The organism is Streptomyces sp. NPDC047072 (genome assembly GCF_040643855.1).
Classification (GTDB): domain Bacteria; phylum Actinomycetota; class Actinomycetes; order Streptomycetales; family Streptomycetaceae; genus Streptomyces.
The window spans coordinates 43,758-68,484 of record NZ_JBEYVC010000034.1; the positions used below are offsets into that span (position 1 = coordinate 43,758).

Annotated in this window: 24 protein-coding genes and 1 pseudogene; 16 read left to right on the forward strand and 9 right to left on the reverse strand. The window is 69.2% G+C overall.

Features of this window, described 5'->3' with window-relative positions; genetic code table 11:
* Window positions 1-744: 744 nt before the first annotated feature.
* The 3 genes from ABZ896_RS17400 (at window position 745) to ABZ896_RS17410 (ending at window position 4,382) form a co-directional block, all read left to right on the forward strand.
* A complete protein-coding gene (locus tag ABZ896_RS17400; RefSeq protein ID WP_360928909.1) occupies window positions 745-1,227 on the forward strand; it encodes a helix-turn-helix transcriptional regulator in 483 nt (160 codons plus the stop codon).
* Window positions 1,228-1,356: 129 nt separating this feature from the next.
* Complete coding sequence (locus ABZ896_RS17405; RefSeq protein ID WP_360928912.1) at window positions 1,357-3,318, forward strand: BTAD domain-containing putative transcriptional regulator; 1,962 nt, start codon at window positions 1,357-1,359, stop codon at window positions 3,316-3,318.
* A gap of 311 nt (window positions 3,319-3,629) precedes the next feature.
* Window positions 3,630-4,382: a helix-turn-helix domain-containing protein gene (locus tag ABZ896_RS17410; protein ID WP_360928915.1), complete on the forward strand. Its 753-nt coding sequence runs from the start codon at window positions 3,630-3,632 to the stop codon at window positions 4,380-4,382.
* A gap of 107 nt (window positions 4,383-4,489) precedes the next feature.
* Here ABZ896_RS17410 and ABZ896_RS17415 read toward each other — a convergent pair whose 3' ends face one another.
* From ABZ896_RS17415 to ABZ896_RS17455, 9 genes and pseudogenes are all read right to left on the reverse strand, one after another.
* A complete protein-coding gene (locus ABZ896_RS17415; RefSeq protein WP_360928918.1) occupies window positions 4,490-5,137 on the reverse strand; it encodes a hypothetical protein in 648 nt (215 codons plus the stop codon).
* Between the two features lie 616 nt (window positions 5,138-5,753).
* Window positions 5,754-6,764 (reverse strand): NAD(P)H-dependent glycerol-3-phosphate dehydrogenase, encoded by a 1,011-nt coding sequence (locus tag ABZ896_RS17420; protein WP_360928920.1) that lies wholly within the window; start codon window positions 6,762-6,764, stop codon window positions 5,754-5,756.
* Window positions 6,765-6,856: 92 nt separating this feature from the next.
* Window positions 6,857-7,600, reverse strand: a complete 744-nt coding sequence (locus tag ABZ896_RS17425) for a class I SAM-dependent methyltransferase (protein ID WP_360928923.1) — start codon at window positions 7,598-7,600, stop codon at window positions 6,857-6,859.
* A gap of 143 nt (window positions 7,601-7,743) precedes the next feature.
* Window positions 7,744-8,742: a YcaO-like family protein gene (locus ABZ896_RS17430; protein WP_360928926.1), complete on the reverse strand. Its 999-nt coding sequence runs from the start codon at window positions 8,740-8,742 to the stop codon at window positions 7,744-7,746.
* Window positions 8,732-8,887: a hypothetical protein gene (locus ABZ896_RS17435; RefSeq protein WP_360929010.1), complete on the reverse strand. Its 156-nt coding sequence runs from the start codon at window positions 8,885-8,887 to the stop codon at window positions 8,732-8,734. Before ABZ896_RS17435 ends, ABZ896_RS17430 begins: the two co-directional genes overlap by 11 nt.
* A 664-nt stretch (window positions 8,888-9,551) precedes the next feature.
* Window positions 9,552-9,995, reverse strand: a pseudogene (locus tag ABZ896_RS17440) (TfuA-like protein); the annotation flags it as partial.
* A gap of 368 nt (window positions 9,996-10,363) precedes the next feature.
* On the reverse strand, window positions 10,364-10,777 hold the full coding sequence (locus ABZ896_RS17445) for a hypothetical protein (protein ID WP_360928929.1): 414 nt from the start codon (window positions 10,775-10,777) through the stop codon (window positions 10,364-10,366).
* Between the two features lie 263 nt (window positions 10,778-11,040).
* Window positions 11,041-11,403, reverse strand: coding sequence for a hypothetical protein (locus tag ABZ896_RS17450; RefSeq protein WP_360928932.1), 363 nt, complete (start codon window positions 11,401-11,403; stop codon window positions 11,041-11,043).
* A 95-nt stretch (window positions 11,404-11,498) separates the two neighbouring features.
* Window positions 11,499-12,710, reverse strand: coding sequence for a helix-turn-helix transcriptional regulator (locus ABZ896_RS17455; protein ID WP_360928935.1), 1,212 nt, complete (start codon window positions 12,708-12,710; stop codon window positions 11,499-11,501).
* 131 nt (window positions 12,711-12,841) lie between these two features.
* Here ABZ896_RS17455 and ABZ896_RS17460 point away from each other — a divergent pair, with 131 nt between their 5' ends.
* The 13 genes from ABZ896_RS17460 (at window position 12,842) to ABZ896_RS17520 (ending at window position 24,714) form a co-directional block, all read left to right on the forward strand.
* The gene (locus tag ABZ896_RS17460) at window positions 12,842-13,519 is read left to right on the forward strand and encodes a haloacid dehalogenase-like hydrolase (RefSeq protein ID WP_360928938.1); all 678 of its coding nucleotides are present in this window, start codon (window positions 12,842-12,844) and stop codon (window positions 13,517-13,519) included.
* 539 nt (window positions 13,520-14,058) lie between these two features.
* A complete protein-coding gene (locus tag ABZ896_RS17465) occupies window positions 14,059-14,418 on the forward strand; it encodes a hypothetical protein (protein ID WP_360928941.1) in 360 nt (119 codons plus the stop codon).
* A 359-nt stretch (window positions 14,419-14,777) separates the two neighbouring features.
* Window positions 14,778-15,437, forward strand: a complete 660-nt coding sequence (locus ABZ896_RS17470) for a hypothetical protein (RefSeq protein ID WP_360928944.1) — start codon at window positions 14,778-14,780, stop codon at window positions 15,435-15,437.
* A 256-nt stretch (window positions 15,438-15,693) separates the two neighbouring features.
* A complete protein-coding gene (locus ABZ896_RS17475; RefSeq protein WP_360928947.1) occupies window positions 15,694-16,251 on the forward strand; it encodes an SAF domain-containing protein in 558 nt (185 codons plus the stop codon).
* Window positions 16,248-17,084 (forward strand): hypothetical protein, encoded by an 837-nt coding sequence (locus tag ABZ896_RS17480; protein ID WP_360928950.1) that lies wholly within the window; start codon window positions 16,248-16,250, stop codon window positions 17,082-17,084. The genes ABZ896_RS17475 and ABZ896_RS17480 overlap by 4 nt, the downstream gene beginning before the upstream one ends.
* A 110-nt stretch (window positions 17,085-17,194) precedes the next feature.
* Window positions 17,195-18,526, forward strand: a complete 1,332-nt coding sequence (locus ABZ896_RS17485; protein WP_360928953.1) for an ATPase, T2SS/T4P/T4SS family — start codon at window positions 17,195-17,197, stop codon at window positions 18,524-18,526.
* 176 nt (window positions 18,527-18,702) lie between these two features.
* The gene (locus ABZ896_RS17490) at window positions 18,703-19,422 is read left to right on the forward strand and encodes a type II secretion system F family protein (RefSeq protein ID WP_360928956.1); all 720 of its coding nucleotides are present in this window, start codon (window positions 18,703-18,705) and stop codon (window positions 19,420-19,422) included.
* Entirely contained in the window at window positions 19,423-20,316 is an 894-nt protein-coding gene (locus ABZ896_RS17495) for a type II secretion system F family protein (protein ID WP_360928959.1), read from the forward strand.
* Between the two features lie 30 nt (window positions 20,317-20,346).
* Complete coding sequence (locus ABZ896_RS17500) at window positions 20,347-20,532, forward strand: hypothetical protein (protein WP_360928962.1); 186 nt, start codon at window positions 20,347-20,349, stop codon at window positions 20,530-20,532.
* An 11-nt stretch (window positions 20,533-20,543) separates the two neighbouring features.
* Entirely contained in the window at window positions 20,544-21,002 is a 459-nt protein-coding gene (locus ABZ896_RS17505; RefSeq protein ID WP_360928965.1) for a TadE/TadG family type IV pilus assembly protein, read from the forward strand.
* Complete coding sequence (locus ABZ896_RS17510; protein ID WP_360928968.1) at window positions 20,999-21,481, forward strand: TadE family protein; 483 nt, start codon at window positions 20,999-21,001, stop codon at window positions 21,479-21,481. Before ABZ896_RS17505 ends, ABZ896_RS17510 begins: the two co-directional genes overlap by 4 nt.
* A gap of 59 nt (window positions 21,482-21,540) precedes the next feature.
* Window positions 21,541-21,930, forward strand: coding sequence for a hypothetical protein (locus tag ABZ896_RS17515; RefSeq protein ID WP_360928971.1), 390 nt, complete (start codon window positions 21,541-21,543; stop codon window positions 21,928-21,930).
* Window positions 21,931-21,942: 12 nt separating this feature from the next.
* On the forward strand, window positions 21,943-24,714 hold the full coding sequence (locus tag ABZ896_RS17520; protein ID WP_360928974.1) for a hypothetical protein: 2,772 nt from the start codon (window positions 21,943-21,945) through the stop codon (window positions 24,712-24,714).
* The last annotated feature ends 13 nt before the right edge of the window (window positions 24,715-24,727 follow it).

The window sequence follows — 24,727 nt, forward strand, 5'->3', positions numbered from 1 at the left end:
CGCCTGTCTGCCGTCGCCCGGGGTGAATGTGTTAACAGGCCGAAGGCTCCGGTTCGAGCGGGAGAAAGGTCGTTCAGTCTGTGGCCGGAGGTGGCATGGGAATGAAGCCTGTGTTCGGGCTGCCCGGGCTTGACCATGTGCAGGAGATCGTCTGTAGCGTCGCGTTGGAGGCACCGATGCTGGACGCCCCGGCGCTGGAGGAACGGCTCCACCTGGACGTCACCGAGGTCCGGGACGCGTTGGACGCCCTGCTCCGACTCCGGATGATGCGACGGTCCCGGGAGGAGCCGGGACGGCTGGTTCCGGTCGACCCCGTGCTGGGCCTCCAGGAGCTGCTGGCGCGCGAGCATGAGCAATTGCCGGCACGTCAGCAGCAGATCTCGGCCAGTCAGGCCATGGTGCTGCGGATGCTCGCGGACCGGAACACGAGCGTGGCCTCCCCCGCCGCCGACGGTGTGCGGCGGCTGGACGGGATCGACGCGGTGTACCAGCGGGTGGAGAGACTCTTGCAGGAGGCCCGGTGGTCCGTGACGAGGCTCCTGCAGGGCGGGTCCCGGACCGTCGCCGCCCTGGAAGTCGCGTACCCGAACGACGCCCGGGCGGCGGCCCATGGGGTGGCCGTACGGGCGATCGGTCCGGACTCCGTTCGCGGGCACGAGAGAGTTCTCGGGTATGCCCGGTGGCTGGCCGGTCAGGGCGGTGAATTCCGTACGGCGTCGACACTGCCCCCCCAGGATGGTGGTGATGGACCGGCGCACCGCTCTGGTGCAGATCGACCCCGAGGACAGCCGCAAGGGGACGCTGCTTCTCACCGAACCGGGCGTGATCGCCCCGCTGGTGGCCCTTTTCGAGCAGGTCTGGGACACGGCCATCCCCCTGGGCCACGAGTGCCGGGCCGGCGGCGACGGTCCGTCCCCGCGGGAGCGGGCGCTGCTGTCGCTCGTCACGCAGGGGCACACGGACGAGTCGGCCGCCGCCCAGCTGTTGATCTCGGCGCGTACGGCTCGCCGGATCATGGCCTCCCTCATGGAACGCCTGGGCGCACGCAGCCGTTTCGAGGCAGGGGTGAAGGCCGCTCGACTGGGCTGGTCGCAGGCTGCGCCGGGCCAGGGCCGGGAGGACCCCGCGCCCTTCTGCCCGCCGTTCGACAGCCGCCGTATCCATGCCGTGGCGCACTGCCGGGACAACGCGGCATCGATGTCCGCGATCTGCTCAGGAATCAAGTAACTCCCTGTGGACGGGTAAACTGTGACCAGTGCGAACGAGGTCGGCAGCTCGACAGATCTGTCGTCAGGCAGAGGCGGAGCATTGGAACCTGTCTTTCGCGTTCTCGGGCCGCTCCGCCTGACCGGCCCGATGGGACAGATCAGTCTCCCCGCCGGACGTGAGCGCGTGGTGGTGTCGCAACTCATCCTCAACGCCAACAAAGTGGTCTCGGTGGAGCGGTTGGCGGACGCGGTGTGGGACTACCACACCCCGTCCACCGCGCGGACCCAGATCCAGATCTGTATCTCGCGGCTGCGCCGGGCGTTCGACGCGGCGGGACTGTCCGGCCGTATCGTCACCTCCTGCCCCGGCTACCAACTCGTCGCCGATCAGCGGGAGGTGGACCTGTTCGTCTTCGAGCGGGAGATCTCGGCCGCCCTGCGAGTGATCAGGCAGCGTTCCGGTCCCGCCGAGACCGCCGAGGGGATCGCCGTCGCCCGCCGGGCGCTCGGGCTGTTCACGGGTGAGCCGCTGGCCGACGTGGGCAGCGAGGTGGTGCAGTCCGTGGCCCGCCAGCTCGCCCAGCGAAGACTCCATGTCCTGGAGGTGTGTCTGGACGCGCAACTCGACCTCGGCCAAGCGGCCGACGTCATCGATGAGTTAGCCGCCCTGGTCGCCGAGCACCCCCTGCACGGCAGGCTCCGGGCGCTGAACATGAAGGCACTGCAACGGCTGGGACGCCGGGCGGACGCGCTCGCCGTCTACCGCGAGGCGCTCCGGGAGTACCGGGACCGCCTCGGGCTGGAACCCGATCCCGAACTGCGGGAACTCAACGAGGCGATCCTGCACGACATGAGCCACCGGAGCGGCGGGACCAGGGACCACGAGGGCCGCCGAGGCCTCGACCAGGTCTCGCCCACACCGTACGGAGCACTGCGCAGGCCCGCGCTCGGTCGTGAACTCCTGCCCGTGCCCGGGTCGGTCCACCTCGACGGCCGTTCAGAGGAGCTCCGCGCCTTGGGGGAAGCGCTGCGTCTGTCGAACGCGACGGATCCCGCGGCGCCTCGCGGCCCCGTGCTCGGCTTCGTGTCCGGCCCGCCGGGGGTGGGCAAGACGGCCTTCGCGGTCGCCACGGCCGCCCGCCTGGCCCCCGACTACCCGGACGGTCAGCTCTACCACGACATGCGCGGCGCGGACCGCGCCCCGGTCGACCCCCACACTGTCCTGACGACGTTCCTGCGCGCGCTCGGGGTGCCGTCCGCCGAGCTGGCGCCGACGCCTGAGGAACGCCTGACGCAGTACCGGGAGTTGCTGCGCGGGCGCCGGGTACTGGTGGTTCTCGACAACGCGCGGGACTTCCGGCAGATCTTCCCGTTCCTGACCGACGGCTCCGGCTGTGCGGTCATCCTGGTCACCAGGAGGCCGTGGGCCCCGCGGCCGGTGCCGTACCGCATCCGACTCGGTCCGCTCGGCACCGACGCCTCCGTCAGCCTGCTGACCCGGCTCATCGGCGCCTCCCGGGTGTCCGCCGAGCCTGAGGAGGCACGACGGCTCGTGGAACGCTGCGCGGGACTTCCTCTCGCCCTGACCGCACTGGCGTCCCGGCTCAACCGGCGTCCGCAGTGCTCCCTGGCCCGGTACGCCGCAGTCCTGGAGGAGGACTCCGTACTGCTCGACCAGCTGTCCTGCGACGGGTTCGACGTACGTGGCGCCCTGCTCGCCGACTACCAGGAACTGCGTCCCGCCGCACAGCTGTTGCTGCAACGGCTGACGCTGTGGGGGGAACAGAGCTTCTCCTCGGCGGTCGCCGACACACTGCTGGGCTGCTCGCCGGGCGTCAGCGCGGAAGTCCTCGACGACCTCGTGGAGATGGGGTTCGTCGAGATACGTCCCGACGGCGGCGCGACCAAGTCGTACCGATTGGTCGGCCTGATGCGGTTGCTCGCGCGCGAACGGCTGCTGGCGCAGCGGGATCCGGCAGACGGGGCCCCGCACCCGGAGCGGCTGCGGGAGGGCAGCACCAGGACGGCCCGGCCGGGGCGCGTCCCGACCCCACCGGGACCCCAGGACCGGCAGGGACGGGGAACCCAGCCGACCGGACCGATCAGATAGCCGGGACCCCGCTGTCGTGCCGTAACGGTTCTGCCGGCGTACTTGGCCGGGAGTCGCCGGGACGGTTCCGCCGCGGCGAAGACCTTTCGAGCGGGTCTCGGCCGACGGCCGAATCGTGAGCGGCCGACCTGTCCCCACATCAGGGCGTCTTTCCCACTGTCCCCCACCGGCACGCGCCTGCTTCCGCTCCGAGCTCCAGGAGTCCCCCACATGCCAAGAGCCGTTACCCCGACATGCGCGAACCTCCCTTGTCCCGTCTTCTGTCTTCCCTTTCGTCCCCCCTCGCCGACGCGGCGAACGGAGGGTGCGCGGTGACCGGATCGGAACGCGAGCGGACCGGACGGCTCGACGGGGACAACGATCTGGGCGGTCGCCGAAAACGGGACTCCATGCTGACGCGGGGACTGGCGATACTCAGCGCGTTCGGCACGGACGACGTGGAACTCACGCTCGCCGAACTCGCCCGCCGCGTCGACCTGCCCAAGCCCACCGCGCACCGGCTCGTCGCCGAGCTGCTGGACTCCGGGTTCCTGGAACGCGGCCGACGTGGCCTTGTTCTGGGCCGCCAGCTGTTCGTGCTGGGCGGTCGCATCCAACTCGACCAGAAGATCAGGGTGTTGGCCCAGTGCCATCTGCAGAACCTGCGCCGCACCACCAGAACCCCCCTGGTCTGTCTGTCCGTCACCCGAGGCCGTGAGGTGGTCCACCTGCTGCGGGTGGGCATACCCCGGATGGCCGACGAACGGGAGAGGGTCGTGGCCCTCGGTGCCCGCAGAGTGCTGGCGTCGGCGCCCGGACCGGGCCCGGTGGTGCACCTGGACGACTCCGTCCACGCCTGCGCGGTACTGGCCTGCCCCGTACGGCTGCCCGGTACGGATGTGGTGCTGGCGCTGTCCGCGGTGAGCACCGCGGACAAGGCGGGCCGCGACGCCCTGACCAAAGAACTGCCCCGGGTGGCCCAGGAGTTGGCGGCCCGGCTCGCGGCCCTGCCGGACTTCGACGCCGAGCGGGCGGACGGCGTCAGCGGGGCCGCGCAGAGAAGAAGCCTCGGATGGAAAACATGACCTGGACCAAGGGAAGGACTCCGGGCAGTCAGTAGAGGAGTCAGTGCCTGCCGTCCCCCGCCGAGCGGAGCCATGGCGTGAAGACCAGCATGCTGGGCGTTGTCCAGTCACGCACGTACCTGCCCCGAGCCATGGCCATACCAGATGTTCGGATGCAGAACCGCGACAATCTGGCACTCGTCGGTCGGAAGTTCGGCAGCCATCCCGATGCCGACGGAGACCGCGTACGGCATCGCGGCGGGGACGAGCAGTGCCGGCGGCAGGGTGATCTCCGTCGTGATGACGGCGGTTGAGACCGCCTTCCACAGTCGTACGTCGCAGTCGGTAAGGTTGCCCAGGTGGCGACGGGCCAGGCCGGGTACGGCGAACTGGCGGTGGTAGGGGAGTTGTTCTCTGACCTGGGTGAGGACGTGGCCCCATTGGGCGAGGTAGAGGCCGGTGCGGAACTGGGGTGAACGCAGTTTCTGCCAGGCGCTGTTCCAGTAGATGTCCGTGGTGACCAGTACGAGGAGGCACTGGGCCCAGGTGTTGGCGGTGCTCGGTGTGTGCTTGATGGTCAGGCCGTGGCCGAGGTCGCCGGCGAGCAGGAGGCAGCTGCCGGTCAGCAGGGTGTACCGGACCGCGTTGGGGATCTTGAGGTAGAGCAGCTCCATCGCGACTCCGGCCAGGACCAGCAACAGCGACAGCCGGGGTATGAGGCCGGTGGCCAGGGCGAGGGCGGCGGCCGTACGGCCGATCAGAGCGGGCCGGCACACGCTGGCGAGGATTGTGGGCCCGCCGAACGCCGAGGCGCTGTTCGGCCAGGTGAAGGCTGAGCGATCCGGGAACGAGCCGGTCCCAGCCGCCTTGGCCGATGGACAGCGCGAAGCGCAGGGTGCAGACCGTGCCGAAGATGATCCGGAACAGTTGTAGTCGCCCAGGGTCGGTCGGGTACTGGAAGCCGGAGGTGAGGGCGTCAAAGAACCACACGGCTGTCCGTCACCTCCAACTGCTTCTCGCCGCTTGCGGAGAGGACGCGGCCGGTGCCCTCGATCCGGTCCTACCGACCGCTGCCGGTTAAGTAGTTGATGACTGCCTGGAGTTGGGGCGGGCCGAGTAGGAAGCTCCCGGGCGACAGGTATCGGTAGACGCTCACCGGCTCGGTGCGGTCATCCTTGGTGCCGGTGAGAGTGACGATGGTGAAGGTGGCCCGGTAGAACATCTTTCAGCGCAGCCAGCGGCCGGGCAGGCGGGTGAAGCCGGTGATCATCCACATCACCAGGGCGCCGGTGGCGGTGAGTTGGGCAGCGGACAGCGCAGATGCGGGCATGACAGAGGACCTCCGGGCAACGGGAGGGGCGATGGGGACGCTTCAGGGAGTGGGCGTATGGGTCAGCGCTCGGCCTTGGTGGGCCGCTGCATCAGCGCGGCCGTGGCCTCGGTGAGGCTGATCCTGTCGCGGAGGAGCGCGGCGATGGTCTCGGTGATCGGCATCTCGACACCGTGGGCGCGGGCCGGTTCGAGGATCGCCTCGGCCGACTTGACGCCTTCTGTGGTCTGCCGGGTCGCGGCGGTCGCTTCGGCGACGCTCATGCCTTGGCCGAGGTGCGTGCCGAAGGTGCGGTTGCGGGACAGGGGAGATGCGCAGGTCGCGACCAGGTTGCCGCAGCCGGACAGGCCGGCGAGGGTCTCGGGGTGTGCGCCGAGGACGGTGGCGAGGCGGGTGGTCTCGGCCAGGCCGCGGGTGATGAGGATGGCTTCGGCGTTGTGGCCCAGGCTCATGCCATGGGCGATGCCGGTGGCCAGGGCGATGACGTTCTTGACCGCGCCGCCCAGCTCGCAGCCGATCACGTCGGTGCCGGTGTAGGGGCGGAAGTAACTGGTGTGGCAGGCGGTCTGGAAGCGGCGGGCGGCGTTCTCGTCGGGGCAGGCGACGGTCGCGGCGGCGGGCTGACCGGCCATGATCTCGCGCGCGAGGTTTGGCCCGGACAGCACGGCGATCCGCTCGACGCCCACACCGGTCACCTCGGCGATGACCTCGCTCGCCCGCAGCCCGGTGTCCCGTTCGATGCCCTTCATCAACGACACGATCACGGTGTCGGGCCCTATGTGCGGGGTCCAGGCGGCGAGGTTGGCCCGCAGGGACTGGGCGGGGATGGACAGTACGAGGTAGTCGGCGCCGTCCAGCGCGGTCGCTGGGTCAGTGGTCGCTGTGAGCGTGGCGGGCAGGTCGACGTTGGGAAAGTAGCCGGGGTTGCGGTGGCTCGTGTTGATCGCGTCGGCGATCTCATTGCGGCGGGCGTGCACGGTGACGGTGGTGCCGGCGTCGGCGAGGATCTTGGCGGCGGCGGTGCCCCAGGACCCGGCCGAGAACACGGCCGCGCGGGCGGGGGGCTTGCTCACTGCGGGGTCCTCTCGCTGATCTCGCGGGGCGTGGGGCCGGCGTTGGCCGGGACCGGGCATCGTATCGGGCCTCTCGGGGGCTGATCGTCTGGTCATGGGCGGCGCAGGGTCAGCAGGAACGCGCGGCGGTCGGGGAGTGCGGGGAGTCTGGTGCGGGCCTCGTGCAGCATGTTCGCGGCTTGGTCGGCGCCGAGCTCGCGCTTCAGGTCGTCGGCGTGGTCGATCCACAGCTGGTACAGCCGTGTCCACATCGCGGGTTCTGCCGGCCGCTCGTCGACGTGTTCCACGACGAGCTGGGCGTCGCGAGCCTGCTGCTCCCAGAGCGGTTCGGCGCCGTGCCGTGCTGCGCGGGTGACCACGAGCCGGGCTCCGGGCGACAGGATCCGGGCGAGTTCGCGTAGGGCGTTGCCGCGGTCGGTGGCGAAGGAGAGGGCGTCCACGCACACCGCCCCGTGCGCGCCGCCGTCGGGCAGGCCGGTGTTCTCCAGCTCGGCGACACGGAAGACGGCGCGGACGCCGAAGTGGGCGCGGCGGATGGTGGCCTGCTCGATGGCGACGGGGGAGATGTCGAGGCCTGTCAGCCGGGCCGCGAAGGCGCGGGCGAGCCACAGGCCGATGCCGCCGGTGCCGCACCCGGCGTCGACAAGGAGCTGGCCGGGGTGCATCCGTAGCCGGGTGGCCATCAGTTCCAGCAGGGGCCAGTCGCACGAGCCGGCGGCGGCGATCTCTTCCGGGTAGTCGTCACCCATCGCCCTCTCGTACAGGCGGGCGGGCAGCGTGCTGCGGGCCCGCGCGGCGTGCAACGCATCGAACTGGGAGGCGAGTTGAGTAATCATCGGGGCATCGTCCTCGTGGTGCGGGAGCGGGTACCGGGGCAGATGACCTGCACCGCGTGGACCGGCGCGGCCGAGGCAGGAAGGTCCAGGACGGTCGGCTCATGCCCGGTGACCTCGGTGATCCGCCGGGCCACCTGCTCGACCTAGTCGGCGAACCCGTACAGCTCGCGGCTGAAGCCGGCGGTCGCCTGCGACAAATCGGTCAGGCCCTCCGATCGTGGCGGGCGGAAGGCGGGGAGATCCGCCGAGGCGGGGGTGCTCGGCAGGTCGTCCCGGGTGCCGGCGATGACCGTCAGCCGCGACTGGACGGCCTCGGTCAGCGCCCGGCTGGCCGCGATGTCCGGGTCGCTGTGGCAGCCGCCGCCGGCGAACAAAACGGGGAGGTCCTCCGACCACACGTAGGCCACGCACACCGGCAGCCCGTAGGGGCCGTCGACCAGCGCCAGCTCCACTGCCATCCCCGCGCCCGCGAGCCGGTCGACCACGTCGCGGCCGAAGGCGTCGTCAACGGTTCGAGGGTCGACGAACGTGCGCAGCTGGCCGCCGGATTGCGCGTCCCGGTACAGCACGTCCCGCTCGACGACCTCGTACAGGGCGTGCAGCAGCGCCTCGTCGCGGGTGTTTCCGCACGCCAGACCGGTACTTGTGGCACGTAGCAGGTCCGGAGTCCATGGCGGGCGTTGTACGCGGCGCCGGACAAGGTCGACCGGCAGCAGCACTTTCTCCCCGCTGACCACCCGGGTCCCGTCCGTCCACTCCCACACCACCCGGGCGAGGACGTCCTGGCCGTACGGGATGGTCAAGGGCAGGGCGCAGACGGGACAGTTCGGCGCGACATCCCGGGCCGGGCCCTGTGCGGTGATGGGCAGCGGCTGTTCCACGTGCCACAGCTCGATCGCCTCCATCACCGCCGAGAGCTGCGCGAGGAGATCCGTGGCTCCCTTGCCCTGCGATCCGCTCAGCGTCAAGGACGCGGGCCGGATCGCCGTCCACACCGGAAGCCCGATGCAGTCCAGGCCGGTCAGCCGCGCGACCCGGGTGATCCCGAACTCCCCGAGGAAGGGCGCCACGCTCTGCCACGATTCCTCGGGGGAACGGGCCCGAACCGTGCCCGCAAGCGCCAACACCCCGTCACCGCGCATCGCCGAGCACCTCCTGAATGGGGCCGTTCCGCTCTTCGAGGTAGCCCGGCACCAGCCGCTTCGCCGCCTCGATGGCGCGCGCCGCGCAGACCAGACCGCGCGCCGAAGCCTCGGCGTCCAACTGCTCCGCGGGACATCCCCACACCTTCAGGAGCATCCGGCGGGAGAGATCGCCGCGTACGGCATCGGCGCAGAACCCGGGCAGGGCGCGGTGGGCCAGAGCGAGCGCCTCGGAGTAGCGCGCGACCGAGCGGCGGTCCTCGGGTGTCTCCGCGGGCGAGCAGCAGGGCTACAGTCACCTTGTCCCGCAGGTCGACCGGGGGGCGGAAGACGCTGTGGGCGGGCAGGTCGCTCTTCGTGACCTGGGCCAGCCGGGTCCGCAGAGGCAGGCCTGGCTGACCGTCGGCGGCACGTAGGGAGCGGTGTTCGAGATAGGTGGTCCACGTCCTGGGAAACTGGCAGGTGAACACCTGCTGATAGACGAGGCGATCAGCGGTGGCAAGGCCAAGCCCGTCGACGAGGCTGCGGGCGAAGGCGTTGGACCAACGACGGAAATATGCCGTCTCCCAAATCTCCGGCTCCACGCAGACGGCCGGCAGGGCCTGATCGTCCAGGACGGTGCGCAGGGCCGCAAGGGCATCGGCGCGCTTGAGGTCGGCGAAGTACTGGTCCCGAGCGCGCTGTTCGCCGAGCCACTCGGCAAACACGTCCTCTCCCTGCTGACGACATACGGCCCGGACCGCCGCTGTCGTGCGCTGCGGGTAGTAGACCGCGCGGAGCGCTTCCAGGAGCAGGCCGACTCGGTCGTCGTCGAGCACACCGGCCCGGCGGGCCAGCTCCAAGGCCTGCCGGAGGTTGACCACTGGCCAGGTCAACGCCTCACCATCCGGACTCTGTCCCACAGCTACTTCGTCGTCGCCGTCGATGCTCCCGTTGACGTAGGCGGTGTAGATGGAACCGACGCCGAGCATCCCGAAGGCCGCGAGCTCGGCAGCGCGCAGGGCTCCGATGCTGGCCGCGCCGATTACACGAGCTCCACGGCCCATCGCGGCCAGGATCTCCTTGTGGCGCAGCGCCGGCGCCTGGTGGTACACCCCGTCGAGGATCACGACGGTGTCGCCGTCGCCGATCGTCTCGGAGAACAGGTCACCGTGCTGCACTGGTGGCCGCACCCGTACGTTCGGCGCGTTCAGCTCGGGCTCGGACCGGTGGAGTGTCGGTCCGACGAACACGTGATGCACTACGACCTCCATGACGGTCAAGGCCAGGGGGTTCCCCCCGGGACCCGGGCAGGACCAGCGGGACAGGGAGGGACGCCCTGATCGGAGGAGCGACGAGGGTTACTCCTCGTCCTCCACGTCGACGGCGACGATCACGGGCGCGGTGACCGGTTCGGCGGTCTCTTCCGCCTGCGTGGTGGTGACATCGGACTGCGACATCGTGTTTCTCCTTGGTGTCAGGTGATTGGTGAATTGGTTCGCCGGTGCTGGAGCCCATGGGGGACAGGGCCCCAGCACCGTCTCCACCCGCGCCGAATGCCGTTGGGCGTTCGGGCGGAGCGCGGTGCCTGCCCGGTGGCCGGGGGGGGCGCGGGACCTCATCCGGGCCACCGGACAGGGGTCTATGTGCCGAGGTCCGCCAGTTCGGCCAGCAGCTCATCAAGGTCCATGACACGGAAGGATTTGAGGCTCCGGACCAGTTGGGAGGCGAGAAACGTCGGAAGGCTCGGATGGCCGTACGGCAGGGGTGCTTCTGGCTGGTCGAGGACTGTCACTCCGTCCCGGCCGAGCCCGTATAGGGTGCCGAGCACGCCGTAGAGGGGAAAGCTGGTGGCCAAGAAGACCGTCGGGCGGCCGTCGAGGTGCGGGCAGAACCTGGCGGCGATACGCGCGTGCTTGACGCACACCGGCGGCTGGTTCGTGAGGATCGCGGGTTGAGTGGGGTCCTGGTCATGGGGGCCGGCGAGGAAGACGAACCCGAGAGGTGTACGGGCGGGTGCCTGGCAGACCTGGCAGCGCATGGCCTGCATGCACATGAACTGACGGTATGGGTGCATCATCTTCCACTGCGGTCTCCCCGTCGGGCGACCGTGTGCGTCGACGGGGTTGAAAGCGCACCGTGCCAACAGCACACCACGAAGGTCCCGGTCTCGGGGATCCTCGTCCCGGTAGTAGAGGCGCGGACCGGTCGAGTCCCGGAGGATGACGAGGTTGTCCGGCGCCGCCTCCTCTCCCTCTCGCTGGGTGATGAAGGGGACCAACGCTGGTTCGGCGGCGGTGCGCTCGGGATGGTTCGTCTTCACCGGACTGACTCCAGAGCCTGCCGCAGCACGACGGCCGGAGTGAGCCCGTGTTGCTCGGGGACGAGCCAATACGGGCCGGGTGGCGCATCCCGGTGAGCCGGCGGCAGCACCACGTAGGCGTCCGTGCCGAGCGCGGCGGTCTCGGGAACGTCCCACTGCGCGGCGCTGCCCTTGGGGACCAGGAAGTAGAGCACCGGTTCCCGTCGAAACGGATCCACGGCCACGGCGCCGACCTCCGCGATCTGTTCGATCGCACGCACGCCAAGATGCCGTCCCACCTTCACGGCGTCCCACTCGACACCAGCGGGCGCGAGTCGCATCCCAGCCGCGGTCATCGTCAATGCCGATTCGTCGATCATCTGCCGTCCGTCCTTCACTGCGCTGTGCGCCGAAGGTACGGCCGGGCCAACTGCGTGACCCGAACTGAGAGTTCGGGTGAACCGCAGGTTCGTGATCAGACAAGCTGGAGGCGTTGGACGAGTTCGTCGACCTGGCGGCGGAAGGTGGGACGGATACGTCTCTGGAGATCCAGGATCATGCCGCGAGCGAGAGGACTGCGCGCCAGGTCCTCCGGAGCGTTCTCCTCCAGGTCCAGCAGGTGAACGAGCACGGCGGCATCCTCCCGGCGCAGGTCGTGGCACCTGGCCAGTTCCAGGCCGAAGGTGAACTGCCGCTCACGGCTGGGCAGGCCACGCGTGTCGATCTGATCGGCGACACGGAGCCCCTCGGTGGCTTCGCCTGCGAGCATCTCGATGCTCATCGCGTGCATGGCGACGTTGGTGGGGCCGAACACAGTCCACTGGACATTGCCCTCGCCGACCTCTTCGGCGAGGGGGGCCGCACGCCGCTCAAGCCGGTCGCGCGCCTCCCACCAACGGCGGCGGCGGGCGTCGGAGACCACCGCGACCAGTTCGAGGGCCCCCTCAACGGCCTTGGCCTCAGCTGACATCGGTCCTTGGCGCAGTTGCTCGCCTGCTCGGAGCGCGATCTCCTTGGCTTCTTCCACGGCGGTCGGCTCGTTGTGGGAGAGCAGCACATGGCCGAGGTTCCATTGAGCCGCGGCGATACGTACCGGATCGTCGGCCTCCTCAGCGGCTCGGATTGCCCGGTCGGCGACCATGAGGGACAAGTCGAGACGTCCGGCGCGGCGGCAGTACGACCGCAGCAATCCGTACAAGTCCGCGGCTGCACGCAGGACTTCGCGACGGACCTCGGCGTCGGTTCCGGCACGGTGCACGCGTACGGCGTGCTCGACATCGCTGATCAGGTCGGGAAGGACAAGGGCTGCGGTCGTGAACCGGTCCTTCGACGACTGCCAGGTCCGCCACGCCTGCTCAACGCGCTCCCGGAGTTCCGACGAGCTCGCGGGAGCCGAACGCCGTGGGCGGTCGTAGCCCATCAGCGCTCTGGCGATCGCGGGCGCGGCCGTCAGCGGGACTGTCGACTCCTCGACGTTGTCCTCAGAAAGAAGAGCCGCAAGCGGTACGCCCAATTCGTCGGCAAGGCGAGCGAGCACCTCGGCGGAGGGGACCTTCTGGCCGGCCTCGATCTGCTGCAAATAGCGCTCGCTGATGCCGCACAGTCCAGCGACGGCAACCTGTGTTCGGCCGCTCTTCCGCCGGTAGTACTTGATTCTCTCGCCCAAGGGCAGTTTCGGCGAGATCATCGCTCCGCCCCCTTCCCCGCTGGTGTCTCGTACCGTCAGCGTAAGGCGGAGTGCATCATCGCGTACGCGGTCTGCAGCCGTTCGTGTGAGACGTGAGCGCCCAATGACAGGTGGGCAGTTGGGGAGGCACCATGACGCGGCTGATCCTGTGGGACATCGACCACACCCTGATCGACACGCGCGGTGTCGGCCGCGAGCTGTCGGCGGCCGCGTTCCTGCAGAGCACCGGGCAGACCATGCGTGAGCAGGCGAAGATCGACGGGATCACGGAGCCCGTCATCTTCCGCGAGACGGCGAAGCTGCACGGACTGACCACCGACCGTGCCGACTTCGAGAGGTTCGCCCGCGCTCTCACCGAGGAGCACCTGAAGTGTGCGGCTGACCTCCGGGAACGCGGACACGCCTTGCCCGGTGCGGCCGCGGCCCTCGACGCGCTCGATGCGCTCGGGATCCGGCAGACGGTCGTCTCGGGCAACATCCGGCCGGTCTCCGAGATCAAACTTCAGGTGTTCGGGCTCGACCGGCACATCCTGTGGGAGCTCGGTGCGTACGGCGAGGACAACGACGTCCGCGCCGAGCTCGTCAAGCTTTCTCTGCGGCGCTCGGACACAGCGGCCGAGGAGGCGGTGCTGATCGGTGACACGCCGGCCGACGTGGAGGGGGGTCTCAAGAACGGCGTACGGGTGGTCGCGGTGGCCTCTGGGCGGAGCGGCGAGGCTGTGTTGCGGGATGCCGGCGCGGAGGCCGTGTTGCCGGACCTGCGGGACACGGAGTCTCTGATCAAGGCCGTACACGGCGAGGGTCGGTAGGGAACAGGCGATGTCATATCAAGAAGGCAATTGCCACCCCGAGGCGGTGGAAAACAGGCGCTAGAAGTTTTCGATTGCAACAACTCCGGATTGGGTTGAAGATGCGAGATTCCCGCGCAGCTCGCATCGGGATCCTATGAACCCGCAGGTATTGAGTAAAGAGTTCGCCAAGTTATCGATCCCGCTCTGAAGTTGGAGCGGGTTGGCTCCTGTTCGCCCCTTGCAATGGGAACGAGGCGAAGCGATAGATGTGGGAATCGAGCTCAGACCGAGTGTCGGATCTACGTCGTTCGCGGGGTGATGTGGCGGTGACGGCTTTAGGGACGTCTGCGCGTGCCGGAGAGGTTGTGAAGGGGACAGCAGCGGCCGCTCTGGTCTTGCTGGTCGTCGGCTGTAGTCCGGCCGGCTCGACTTCGCCCGGAGGGGGCGAAGATCCCGCTCGTTCGGCCCGCGCCTCGACTGCTGATCCGGCCCGTTCCGCTGCCGCTGACATCGCGCGCTCACAAGCGACGAGCGCGTACCTCGGAATGTGGCGGTACATGGCGCAGGCCGGAAAGACGTCGGACTGGAACTCACCCGGGCTCGCGCGGTACGCGACCGGTGACGCGCTGTCGGCAATCTCGCGCGGCATGTACGCGGATCACCTCAACGGCTTGGTGACGAAGGGCGAGCCGAAGAACGATCCGAAGGTGACCTCGGCGGAACCCGCGTCCAACCCGACAACCATCATGATCTCGGACTGCGGTGACTCGACGCACTGGCTGAAGTACCGGAAGGACAACGGCAAGCTCGCGGACGACGAGCCCGGTGGGCGACAGGCGATCACGGCCGAGACGAAGAAGCTCAGCGGCACCTGGAAGGTCACGCGCTTCGCGGTCGAGGCGGTGGGCTCATGTTGAGACGGGTGGCTGCCGCCGCGAGCCTGTCCCTGGTCGTCGTCGGAGCTGCCGCGGTCCCCGCGTTCGGTGACGGCGGCTGGGGCTCGGTGCAGTGCGACCAGAACCCCCACCCCGGGTGTGAGCTCGGCGCGGGATCGGGCGGTCGGCATGCCGTGCCCCCGCAGGGCAGCGGCGGTTCGTCCGGCTCCGGCGGCACCTCCGGTGGCGGTGGGGGTGGGGGGCAGGAGCAGCCGAAATCCTCGAACCCGGATCTCAATCTGGCTGATTGTTCGTACCAACGCAGCGACTACAAGCCTCCGCCCGGGGTAACCCAAACGGCGTTCGAGAGCGAGCCGGGCGGCGAAGGAGCCGTTGCGGCAGTGTCCGCCGTGTACTCCTCGGCCGATCCACCTGCGGCCTTGCCCGTGGCGGACCCGAAACCGGGGGAGCCGGGAGCCTGGTACGTGTACAAGTGCGAGGCAGGCGGCGTACGGGATGCCGTGTACCGGCCGCCGATCTGGATCGCGGACGCACCCCAGCAGGGCGGAGCCGCTCCGCAGCCGACGCCGGCCGAACTGGCGCAAGTCGCACGTAGCCAACTGCGGTTGCCGTCGCCGGAGATTCAGGCGAATCCAGCTGAGGAGCAGCTGGTGAACCTGCCGACCTGGTTGTGGTTTGACCGCGGAGACTGGGGATCGATATCGGCGACGGCCTCGGTGCCGGGGGTCTCGGTGACCGCCGTGGCACGCCCGAGGACCGTGGTGTGGACGATGGGCGACGGCAAGTCGGTGACGTGCAGCGGAGCCGGGACACCGTACGGATCGACAACGAGCCCGAAGAGCTCGTCCCCTGACTGCGGTTACACCTACCGGAACTCGTCCGCGGGCCAACCACACAGCGCCTACCCGGTCTCGGCGACCGTGCACTGGACGGTGACTTGGGCCGGTGCGGGCCAGACCGGCGTTTTCCCCGACATGACGACCACGTCGACCGCGGACTTCCAGGTCGCGGAGAGCCAGGCACTGAACAACGGCGGCTGACGCCGTAGTCCGGCTGCGTCGTCGACGCACGGCGCGGGAGAGACAACCCCTATCTCTGATCCTGCCGCCGTGTTGACGCTGCGGTGGAGGAGAAGTCCTGTGCAGGAGGCGACAGTTCGTGAATACCCGTGTGCCCACGCACTCGGATTCGGGCGTCCGAAGGAGCACCCCTTCCGCAGGTCGAGCGAGCCGGAACGCGAAGCATCCGGCCCGGATGACCAGTGTGCCGAGGGCGCGTCGACTTCCCTACTTGTTGGTGGGACTGCTGCTGGTCCTGGGGTGTGCCGCAGGCGGCGTCGTGGTGGCGACTGCGGTTGGTCATCAGGAGCCGGTGCTGGTGCTGGCCCGTTCGGTCTCGGTCGGGCAGGTGCTGTCTGGCGAGGACCTGCGGGAGGAGAGCGTGTCGACCGACGGTGGGCTGGCGTTCATCCCCGTACGATCGCGGGCCGAGGCGGAGGGACAGCCTGTCGCGTACAGCTTGCCGGCGGGGACTCCGCTCACCGAGGACCTGCTGGGGGCGGCGCACATCCCGCCCGCCGGCTTGGCGGTGGCCGCGGTGGGACTCAAGGCGGGGCAGTTTCCGCCCGGTGTGCAGCCCGGCAATCGCGTAATCGTGGTGGTGGCGCCTGCCAGCGCGGACGAGGCATCCGCGCCGCCGTCGGCATGGGACGCCTCGGTGACCGACGTGCGGAACAACAGCACTGATCAGATCACGGTGGTCTCGCTCCAGATGGCCCAGGGAGACGCCCGCCGACTCGCTTCCGCGCCGACGGGACAGATCAGCGTGGTCATGGTGCATGGAGGCGGGAAGTGACGCTGGTGGCCGTGTGCAGTCTGAAGGGCTCCCCGGGGGTGACCACGGCCGCCTTGGGCCTGGCGGCCGCGTGGCCGTCCGCGCAGCAGCCGGTGGTTGTGGAATGCGATCCGGCCGGCGGTGATCTGATGGCCCGCTTCCGCCTGGAGACGGCTCCGGGGCTGACGACCCTGGCCGCGGCCGCCCGGCACAGGGCCGAACCGGGGCTGCTCTGGGAGCACACACAGCGTCTGCCGGGCGGGCTGCCCGTAGTGGTGGGTCCGCCTGGGGCGGCCCAGGCCCGCGCGTCGCTCGCCCAGCTCACTGCGACGAGGAGCGGAACGTTCCGACGAGCCGCGGACCGCACTGGGACGGTCGTGATCGCCGACTGCGGACGGGTCGATCCGGATCCCGCCGGTCTCAGTGTGATCCGGGAGGCCGACGTCGTGCTGCTGCTTGCCTGGGCTCGCGACGACGCTCTGGCTCATGTCGCCACGTGGTGGCAGGCCGTTACGGGCTGGTCCCGGCGTCCCTGCTTCGTACTTGTCGGTGACGGCTATGCGACCGACGAGGTCGCACGGGAGCTGGACATCGAGGTGATGGCGCGCGTCCCGGAGGATCCGAAGGGCGCAGCCGCTCTCGGTGGACGACCTGGGCGGCGCTCGGCGGTGGCCAGGTCGCCGCTCGGCAGGGCCCTTGCCGAAACCGCCGAGCTGGCCGCTACGCGTGTCCTCGAACATCCCGGCCAACTGCCCGTGCAGGCCACGAACGTCACTACCAGGGCGAGTCACGTCGAGCCCGCGGCCGGTCCGAGCAGCTATCCGACGCAGATGTGGAGTGAGGTACGGCGATGACCGACCCGGAGAAGAGGTACGCGACTCTGCCGTACGGAGGGGTCCTTCCTCCAGGGAGCGGGCAGGCATCTGTTCGCCCCGCACTGTCGAACGGTCTCGGTGTTCGCCGGATGCAGACCGAGCCGCCGGCCGAGCAGTTGCGGATACATCTGCGCCAGCGGCTCTCGGAGCGGATGGCACAGCAGATACGGGATGACGACGCCGGCGGCCGCCCACCCATGACCGATGCCGCCCGGCTGGCCCTGGCGGAGAAGATCCTCGCGGATGCCGCCGAGGAGTACACGCAGGAACTGCTCACGAGCGGCCAGACGGTGGTGGCGCCGGACGTCGAGCAGACGGTGATCACTACCGTCCTGAACGAGGTGTTCGGGCTCGCCGGTCTGGAACCGCTGCTGCACGATCCGCAGGTCGAGAACATCAACGTCACCGGCGATCGTGTCTTCGTCCGCTACGCCGACGGCCGCCGCGATCGCCTCCCTCCGGTCGTCGGCTCCGACGCGGAGCTGGTGCAGCTCATCCGCGACCTCGCCGCCCGGAGCGGAGTCGAGGAACGCCGCTTCGACCGGGGCAGTCCTGGGGTGAGCTTTCAACTACCTGGAGGGGAGCGGGCGTTCGCGGTGATGGCGGTCACCACCCGCCCCTCGCTGTCCATCAGGCGGCACCGCTTCCAGCACGTCACCCTTGCCCAACTCCGTGAGAACGGCACCCTCGATCCGGGCCTGGAGTCCCTGCTCGCCGCGATGGTCCGAGCGAAGAAGAACATCCTGATCACCGGCGGGACGGCCATCGGCAAGACCACGATGCTGCGCGCTCTGGCGTCCGAGATCCCTCCGTGGGAGCGCCTGGTCACTGTCGAGGACGCCTTCGAACTCGGCCTGGATGCCGATGAGTACGCTCATCCGGACGTGGTGGCCATGCAGGCACGCGAAGCCAACATCGAGGGCCAAGGCGCAGTCAGCCAGGCGGAGTTGGTGCGATGGGCACTCCGCATGTCCCCGGACCGCGTGATTGTCGGCGAGGTCCGCGGCCCCGAGGTCATTCCGATGTGCAACGCGATGTCCCAGGGCAACGACGGCTCCATGGGCACACTCCACTCCTCCACAAGCCGGGGAGCGTTCACCAAGCTGGCCGCCTACGCCGTCCAAGGCCCGGAGAGGCTGCCGCTGGAGGCCACCAACCTCCTGGTCGCGGGCGCGCTCGACTTCGTCGTCCACCTGGACAAGCCCCGGGGCCACGACGACCGGCGGGTGGTGTCCTCGATCCGGGAGATCGTCGACGCCGACGACAAGCAGATCGTCTCCAACGAAGTCTTCCGGCCCGGCCCCGATTTACGCGCGGTCCCCGGGGTGCCGTTGCGCACCGAGACCATGGAGGCCTTGGTCGCGGTCGGCTTCAAGCCGGAGGCAATCGAGCGCGCCGAGTGGATGCGACACCGTCCATGAACGGAAACGTGCCACTGATGGGACTCTTGGGCCTCGGTGCGGGATGCGGGCTGGTGCTCTTGATGCGTGCGTGGCGGGCCCCCGCCGCTGCCGCCGATCCGGCTCGCCGTCCGCGACGGCGCGGGCCGCGTCCCGATGCCGGACGTTGGCTTGCGATCGCGGTCGGGGCAGGGCTGTTGGTCGGGGCCGTCACCGGGTGGGTGGTCGGCGGGCTGCTGGCGGCGATGGGTGGCTGGAGCCTCCCGCGCATTCTTGGCTCCGGCACGGGGCAGCGCGATCGGACCGCGCGGATCGAGGGCATCGCGGGGTGGACGGAGATGTTGCGCGACACCCTCGCCGCCGCAGCCGGCCTGGAACAGACGATCACGGCCACAGCCTCCGCGGCACCGGAAGCCGTACGACCTCAAATAGCAGAGCTGGCACAGCGGTTGGAACACGGCGAGCGGCTGAAACCCGCCCTACGGCACCTTGCGGACGACCTTGACGAACCTACGGCCGACCTGGTGATCGCCGCTCTGATCCTGGCCTCCGAGCACCAAGCCCGGCAGCTTGCCCTGCTCCTCGGTGAACTCGCCGCCACCGCCCGCTCCCAAGTGGAGATGCATCACCGGGTCGAGGCCAGCCGGGCCCGCACCCGTACCACCATGCGCGTGGTGGTGATCACCACCCTGACCTTCGCGGGCGCGCTGATCCTGTTCAACCCTCAATTCCTCACGCCGTACGACTCCGTGACCGGGCAACTCGTACTCCTCCTGATCGGAGTGCTGTTCACGGTCGCCTTCGCGTGGCTGCGCCGCATGGCCCGCATCGAGGAACCGGACCGGTTCTTCAAAGGGATCGAAGACGTCGGCCACGCAACCGAGGCGGCTGCGCCGGCAACTCGGGAGGTGACCTGAATGACTGCGCTCGTACTGCTGGGCGTCGGGGTCGGCCTCGGCTTGTGGGCACTGGTGGTGTGGTTGATACCGCCTCGCCCACCCTTGGCCGCCCTGATCTCCCGGCTCAACGCCGTGTCCGCCCCGTCGCCGATCCTTCGGGCCGACCAGGGCGGTTGGGCTGTACGCCTCGGCAGGCCCTTCACTGGCCTGCTGCGCGCCGCCGGTCTGCCCGGCCGAACCATCGGCCAAGACCTGGCCATCACCGGACGGTCTCCCGAAACCCATCTGGCGGAGAAGGCCGCGCTCGCGCTGACCGGGCTTCTGCTGCCCGGCGTGGTCGGCGCTCTCCTGGCTCTGGGGGGACGCCCACTGCCCTGGTCCGTACCGCTGGGAGCCGCGCTGGCCTTCGCGGTCAGCGGGTTCCTTCTGCCGGACGTGACCGTACGGGCCGAGGCCGAGCGCCGACGGGACGCCTTCCGTCATGCCCTTGGTGCCTACCTCAACCTGATCCACGTACTGCTCGCAGGAGGAGCCGGGGTCGACGGCGCCTTGAACGACGCGGCCGGCATCGGGCACGGATGGTCCTTCCAACAGCTACGGCGTGCCCTCAACACCGCCCGTCTCACCCGGACGTCCCCCTGGACGACCCTGGGACAGCTCGGCGAGGAACTCCAGATCAGCGAGTTGACCGAACTCGCCGCTGCCCTCTCGCTGGCGGGCACCGAGGGCGCGAAAGTACGGGCCTCGCTGGCCGCCAAGGCCGCCGGCATGCGGCAACGCAGCGGAGCCGAGGCCGAAGGCAAAGCCAACGCCGCCACGGAACGGATGGCCTTGCCCGGCATCCTCATGGCCTTCGGCTTCATCATCTTTGTTTTCTATCCCGCCCTGACTCAGATCACGAACTCGCTGTGATGGGGCGGCCTCTACACCGGAAGGAACCTGATGTCTTCGCCGAACTCGCTCCTGACTCGCGCTCGTTCCTTCATCCGAAGGCATTCCAACGACATTGGCGGCGTCACCACCGAGCAGGTCATCTGGATCGCGGGCCTCGCTGCTCTCGCTCTCACCATCGTCGGCATCTTCGGCCCGGAGATCACTGCCGCGGCGAAGAGCGTGGTGTTCAAGTAGGCCGTGGCGACATGACACTTACCGAGACCAGACGGCGACAGGACGCCTTGCCTCGGCCTGAGAGCCGCCCCGACGCAAGTCGGCTTCGGGACGAGTCGGGAGCGGTCACCACCGAGATGGTGATCATCATGCCGGTACTCCTGACCATGGTGCTGCTGCTCGCGCAGGCTACGATCTGGTGGCACGCCCTCCATATCGCCCAGGCGACAGCGTCCGATGCCCTGGCCGTAGTCAGAGTTGAGGACGGCACCACCGCCGTCGGCCAGGATGAGGCTCAACGAGTCCTTGACCAGCTCGGTCGCGGACCACTGCGCGGCACGCACGTCACCATCACGCGCACCGCTGACCGCGCCGACGTCCGGATCACCGGCACTGCCACCAGCGTCGTCCCGTTTCTTCATCTGCCGGTCCGCGCCCACGTTTCGGGCCCGGTCGAGCAGTTCCGCCCGGGCGGACAGGCGGCACCATGACACTGCTCCCGCGCACCGCCGGTCCTTGCCGGGCCGCGGGCCAACGGCAGCACACGGGCGAGTGCGGATCAGCGACGGTGGAGCTGGTGCTGACCATTCCCATCCTGGTCCTGATGCTGTGGTTCCTGGTCTACTGCGGCCGGTTGTCCGACACCCGGCTACAGATCGAGGACGCCGCCCATCAGGCCGCTCGTGCCGCGACCTTGAGCCGCAGCCACCCAGCCGCGGTGTCGGACGCCCGCTCGTCCGCCGAGTCTGCTCTCAACGGTGCCGGTGTTACCTGTCAGCGCCTGACCGTGAGCGTCCACGGCACCCTGCGAGCGGGTTCCACGGTCAGGGTCGTCGTCTCCTGCACCGTCGGCCTGCACGACCTGGCTCTGCTCCAAGTTCCGGGAACCACCGCCCTCACCGCCGAGTTCGCCTCGCCGGTCGACGTCTACCGCTCGACCATGACTGTCGCAGGAGGTGACGCATCGTGAGAGTGAGGCACCCGCTCCTTGTCGGTCTTAGCGGCCGAGTTACTGATGACCGCGGCCAAGTGACGCCATTCATCGTCATCCTCGCGGTCGCGATCGTGATGTTCGCGGGCCTCGTCGCGGACGGAGGCCTCGCGTTGGCCGCCAAGGTCCGAGCCATCGGTGAGGCCCAGGAAGCCGCCCGTGCGGGCGCCCAGGCACTAGACCTCGCGACGTACCGCACCTCCGGCACCGTACGCCTCGTCCCCGGCCAGGCCCACGCGCTGGCCCGGGCCTACCTGGGTTCCACCGGCGACGCGGGCACGGTCACCGTGAACGACGACACGGTCACGGTGACGGTCACCGTCCACCAACGCACCCAACTCCTCGGTCTGCTCGGCGTCGACTCTCTGACCGTGACCGGAACCGGCTCTGCCCACCCCGCCCGCGGCGTCCTCACGCCCGAACCCTGACTAGGCCCGGTCATGCGCGGACACGAATCACCGTCCCCTTCCCGGCTGACCCGCCGCGCACCGAGCCTGCTGCTGCGCGGTCTGCTTGCCGTGGCCGGGCTGACGGCGTTGGTTGTCGGGATCCCGTGGGGCTTGATCCGGTACATCGGCTGGCCGCTGCCGGGCCGCTTCCCGACGTGGTCATCGGTCGAAGCGGTCCTGCTCGCCCCGATGAGCACCAGCTTCCTGCTCAACACCCTGGCGTGCATCCTGTGGCCGGTCTGGAGCGCGTTCGTCTACGACGTCGTTCGCGTGATCGCGGAGGAGGCCCGGGTGTTGGTCCGGCCCGTGGTACCTCGCGCAGGCCCACTGAACTCTGCGGCTGCCGTACTCGTCGGCGCTGTGATCATGACCCTGCTGGCTCGGCCCAACGACCCGGCAACTGCTGTGCCGGCCTCCGTCCTCACGAGCACCGCCACCACAGCGAAAGCTACAACTCCCATGCCAGACACACTGGTTGCCGCTGCACAGCCCGCCGCAGCACGGGCACAGGACCACAGGCGCACGACCGCGACCGTCGTGGTCGAGCTGCCTCACGACGGAATCTACGACAGCCTCTGGCGCATCGCGGACCGCACCCTCGGCGACGGGAACCGTTGGCCGGAGATCTACGCCCTCAACCGCGGCCACCCCCAGCCCGACGGACGCAGCCTGGACACGCCTGACCTGATCCGTCCCGGCTGGATCCTCCGTCTGCCCTATGAGTCGTCAAACCCGCGCCCCGGCGAACCTGGCGGTGGTGAACGGACCAGCCCGACGCCCGAATCTCCGCGTCCTCCGGATACCAGCGCCCCCGCAGCGCCGAGCCCTTCACCCTCACCTGAAACCGCTCCGCCCAGTACACCGGCGGCTCCTTCCACCCCTACGGCACCGTCGGCCTCCGCCCCGGGGCGCGATCCTCATGGTCCCGGCGTCAGCCTGCCGACCGGAGCCTTCGTCGGTATCGGCCTCGCCGCGCTGGTCACAGCCGCTCTCCTCACCGTCCGATGGCGCCGACGCGTGAGCTACCTCCCCGGCAGCGGTGAACGCGACGACCTGACCATCGCTCCCGTCGTACGCGCTCTACGCGTCGCCCACGACGATGCCGATCTACCTGACGACTCCGAACAACCCTGTCCTGGCCTTGGTGACTCCGCCCGACCGCATTCGGAATCTCCTGCACCAAGCACGTCTCCACCGACGGGTGAACGACTCATCGGCGTCAAGAACGGCCAGGCGCTCGCCTGGAACATCGCTCGGTCCCGCGGACTCGGCTTCGTCGGTCCAGGAGCCCTCGACGCCATCCGGGCCCTGCTCATCACCCTGTTCGCCGAACCCCAGCCGCTTACCGCTGGCGCGGTCGAGATCCTCATCCCGGCCTCCGACGTCCGCACCCTGATCGGCGAGCACGCGGACCTCCCTGCCCAGCTGCGTGTCGTCGACGACCTGGATGCGGCGCTGGACGTGATGGAGGCCGAGCTGCTCACTCGCACACGCACGGGCCCCGAGGCCGGCTCCGCGGGGACGACGCCGTCCGCCCGTGACTTGGTGCTCGTCGCCACCCCTGCTCCCCACGCCTATCGCCGCCTGCAAGCCGTCCTCGACAACGGCTCCACCTTTGGGTTGGCCGGCATCCTCTTCGGTCAGTGGCGGCCTGGCGGTACTGTCCGCATCCGGCCCGACGGGACCGTCGCAGCGAGCAGCGCCTCCTGCGCTGACCTACTCACGGGTGCACGGCTGTTCACGCTGCCCATTGTCGATGCCCGGGCTCTGCTGGATCTCCTCCGCGACTCAGAAGCTCCCAACTCCCGTCGTTCTCAACGAACTTCAGCCGCTCCGGAGGTGTCGCTTCCTGAATCAGACCAAGATGATGAACCATCTCCTCCTGGACCTACGAGCACAAGGCACCGCCCCCGCCTTGCTAACGGTCGCGTCACCCCCTCGAAGGCCGAGCAGCCGAATGACGATGCCCAGCGGCCCCTCCGGCTTGCTGTCCTGGGCCGTACCTGTTTGACGCACCACCCGACCGGCAGCGACGAGTACGCCGATCTCAGTAACTCCCTCGCGCCCAAGCAGCGCGAAGTCCTTGTCCACCTCGCTCTTCACCGCGTGGGGGCTCGACGTGAGGTTCTGACCACCGCCATATGGCCCGACGCTCCCAGAGACCGCCCGTACAACAGCTTCCATGCGACGCTGAGCCAACTGCGACGGGCATTGCGCACTGCGACCAACGACGCGCTCAGCGACGTGACCCTCCACGAAGACGGTCACTACCGCCTGGACCGCAGCCAGGTCACGGTTGACTTGTGGCACCTGCAAGAAGCCCTGGAGAACAGCCGCGAGGCCTCCGACGAGCAGCTCCGGCGCACGGCTCTGGAGCGTGTTGTCCGGCTTTACGCCGGCGACTTGGCCACCGATCTCACAGCGGAGTGGATCGAAGCTCCCCGTGAGGCTCTCCGGCGTGACGTACTGGACACTGTCAGCGCGCTGGTTCGTATTTTGCGCGACGCAGAGCCGGAAGAAGCCTTGGCCCTCCTGGAAAGGGCCCGCACCCTGGATCCTTACAACGAGGCCATCTACCGTGACATCGCTCGATTCCAAGCCTACCTTGGACAGCACGACTCGATTTCTCGTACCTTTTCGTTGCTCACCAGGAAGCTGGCCGAGATCGATCACGAGCCGAGTCGGGAGACCATAGCGCTGCGCGATTCTCTCCAGCGCCCTCGGTCGGCCAAGCACGCCTCAGGCGGAAGGGGAGTCGGCTGACGGCCCCCATGGA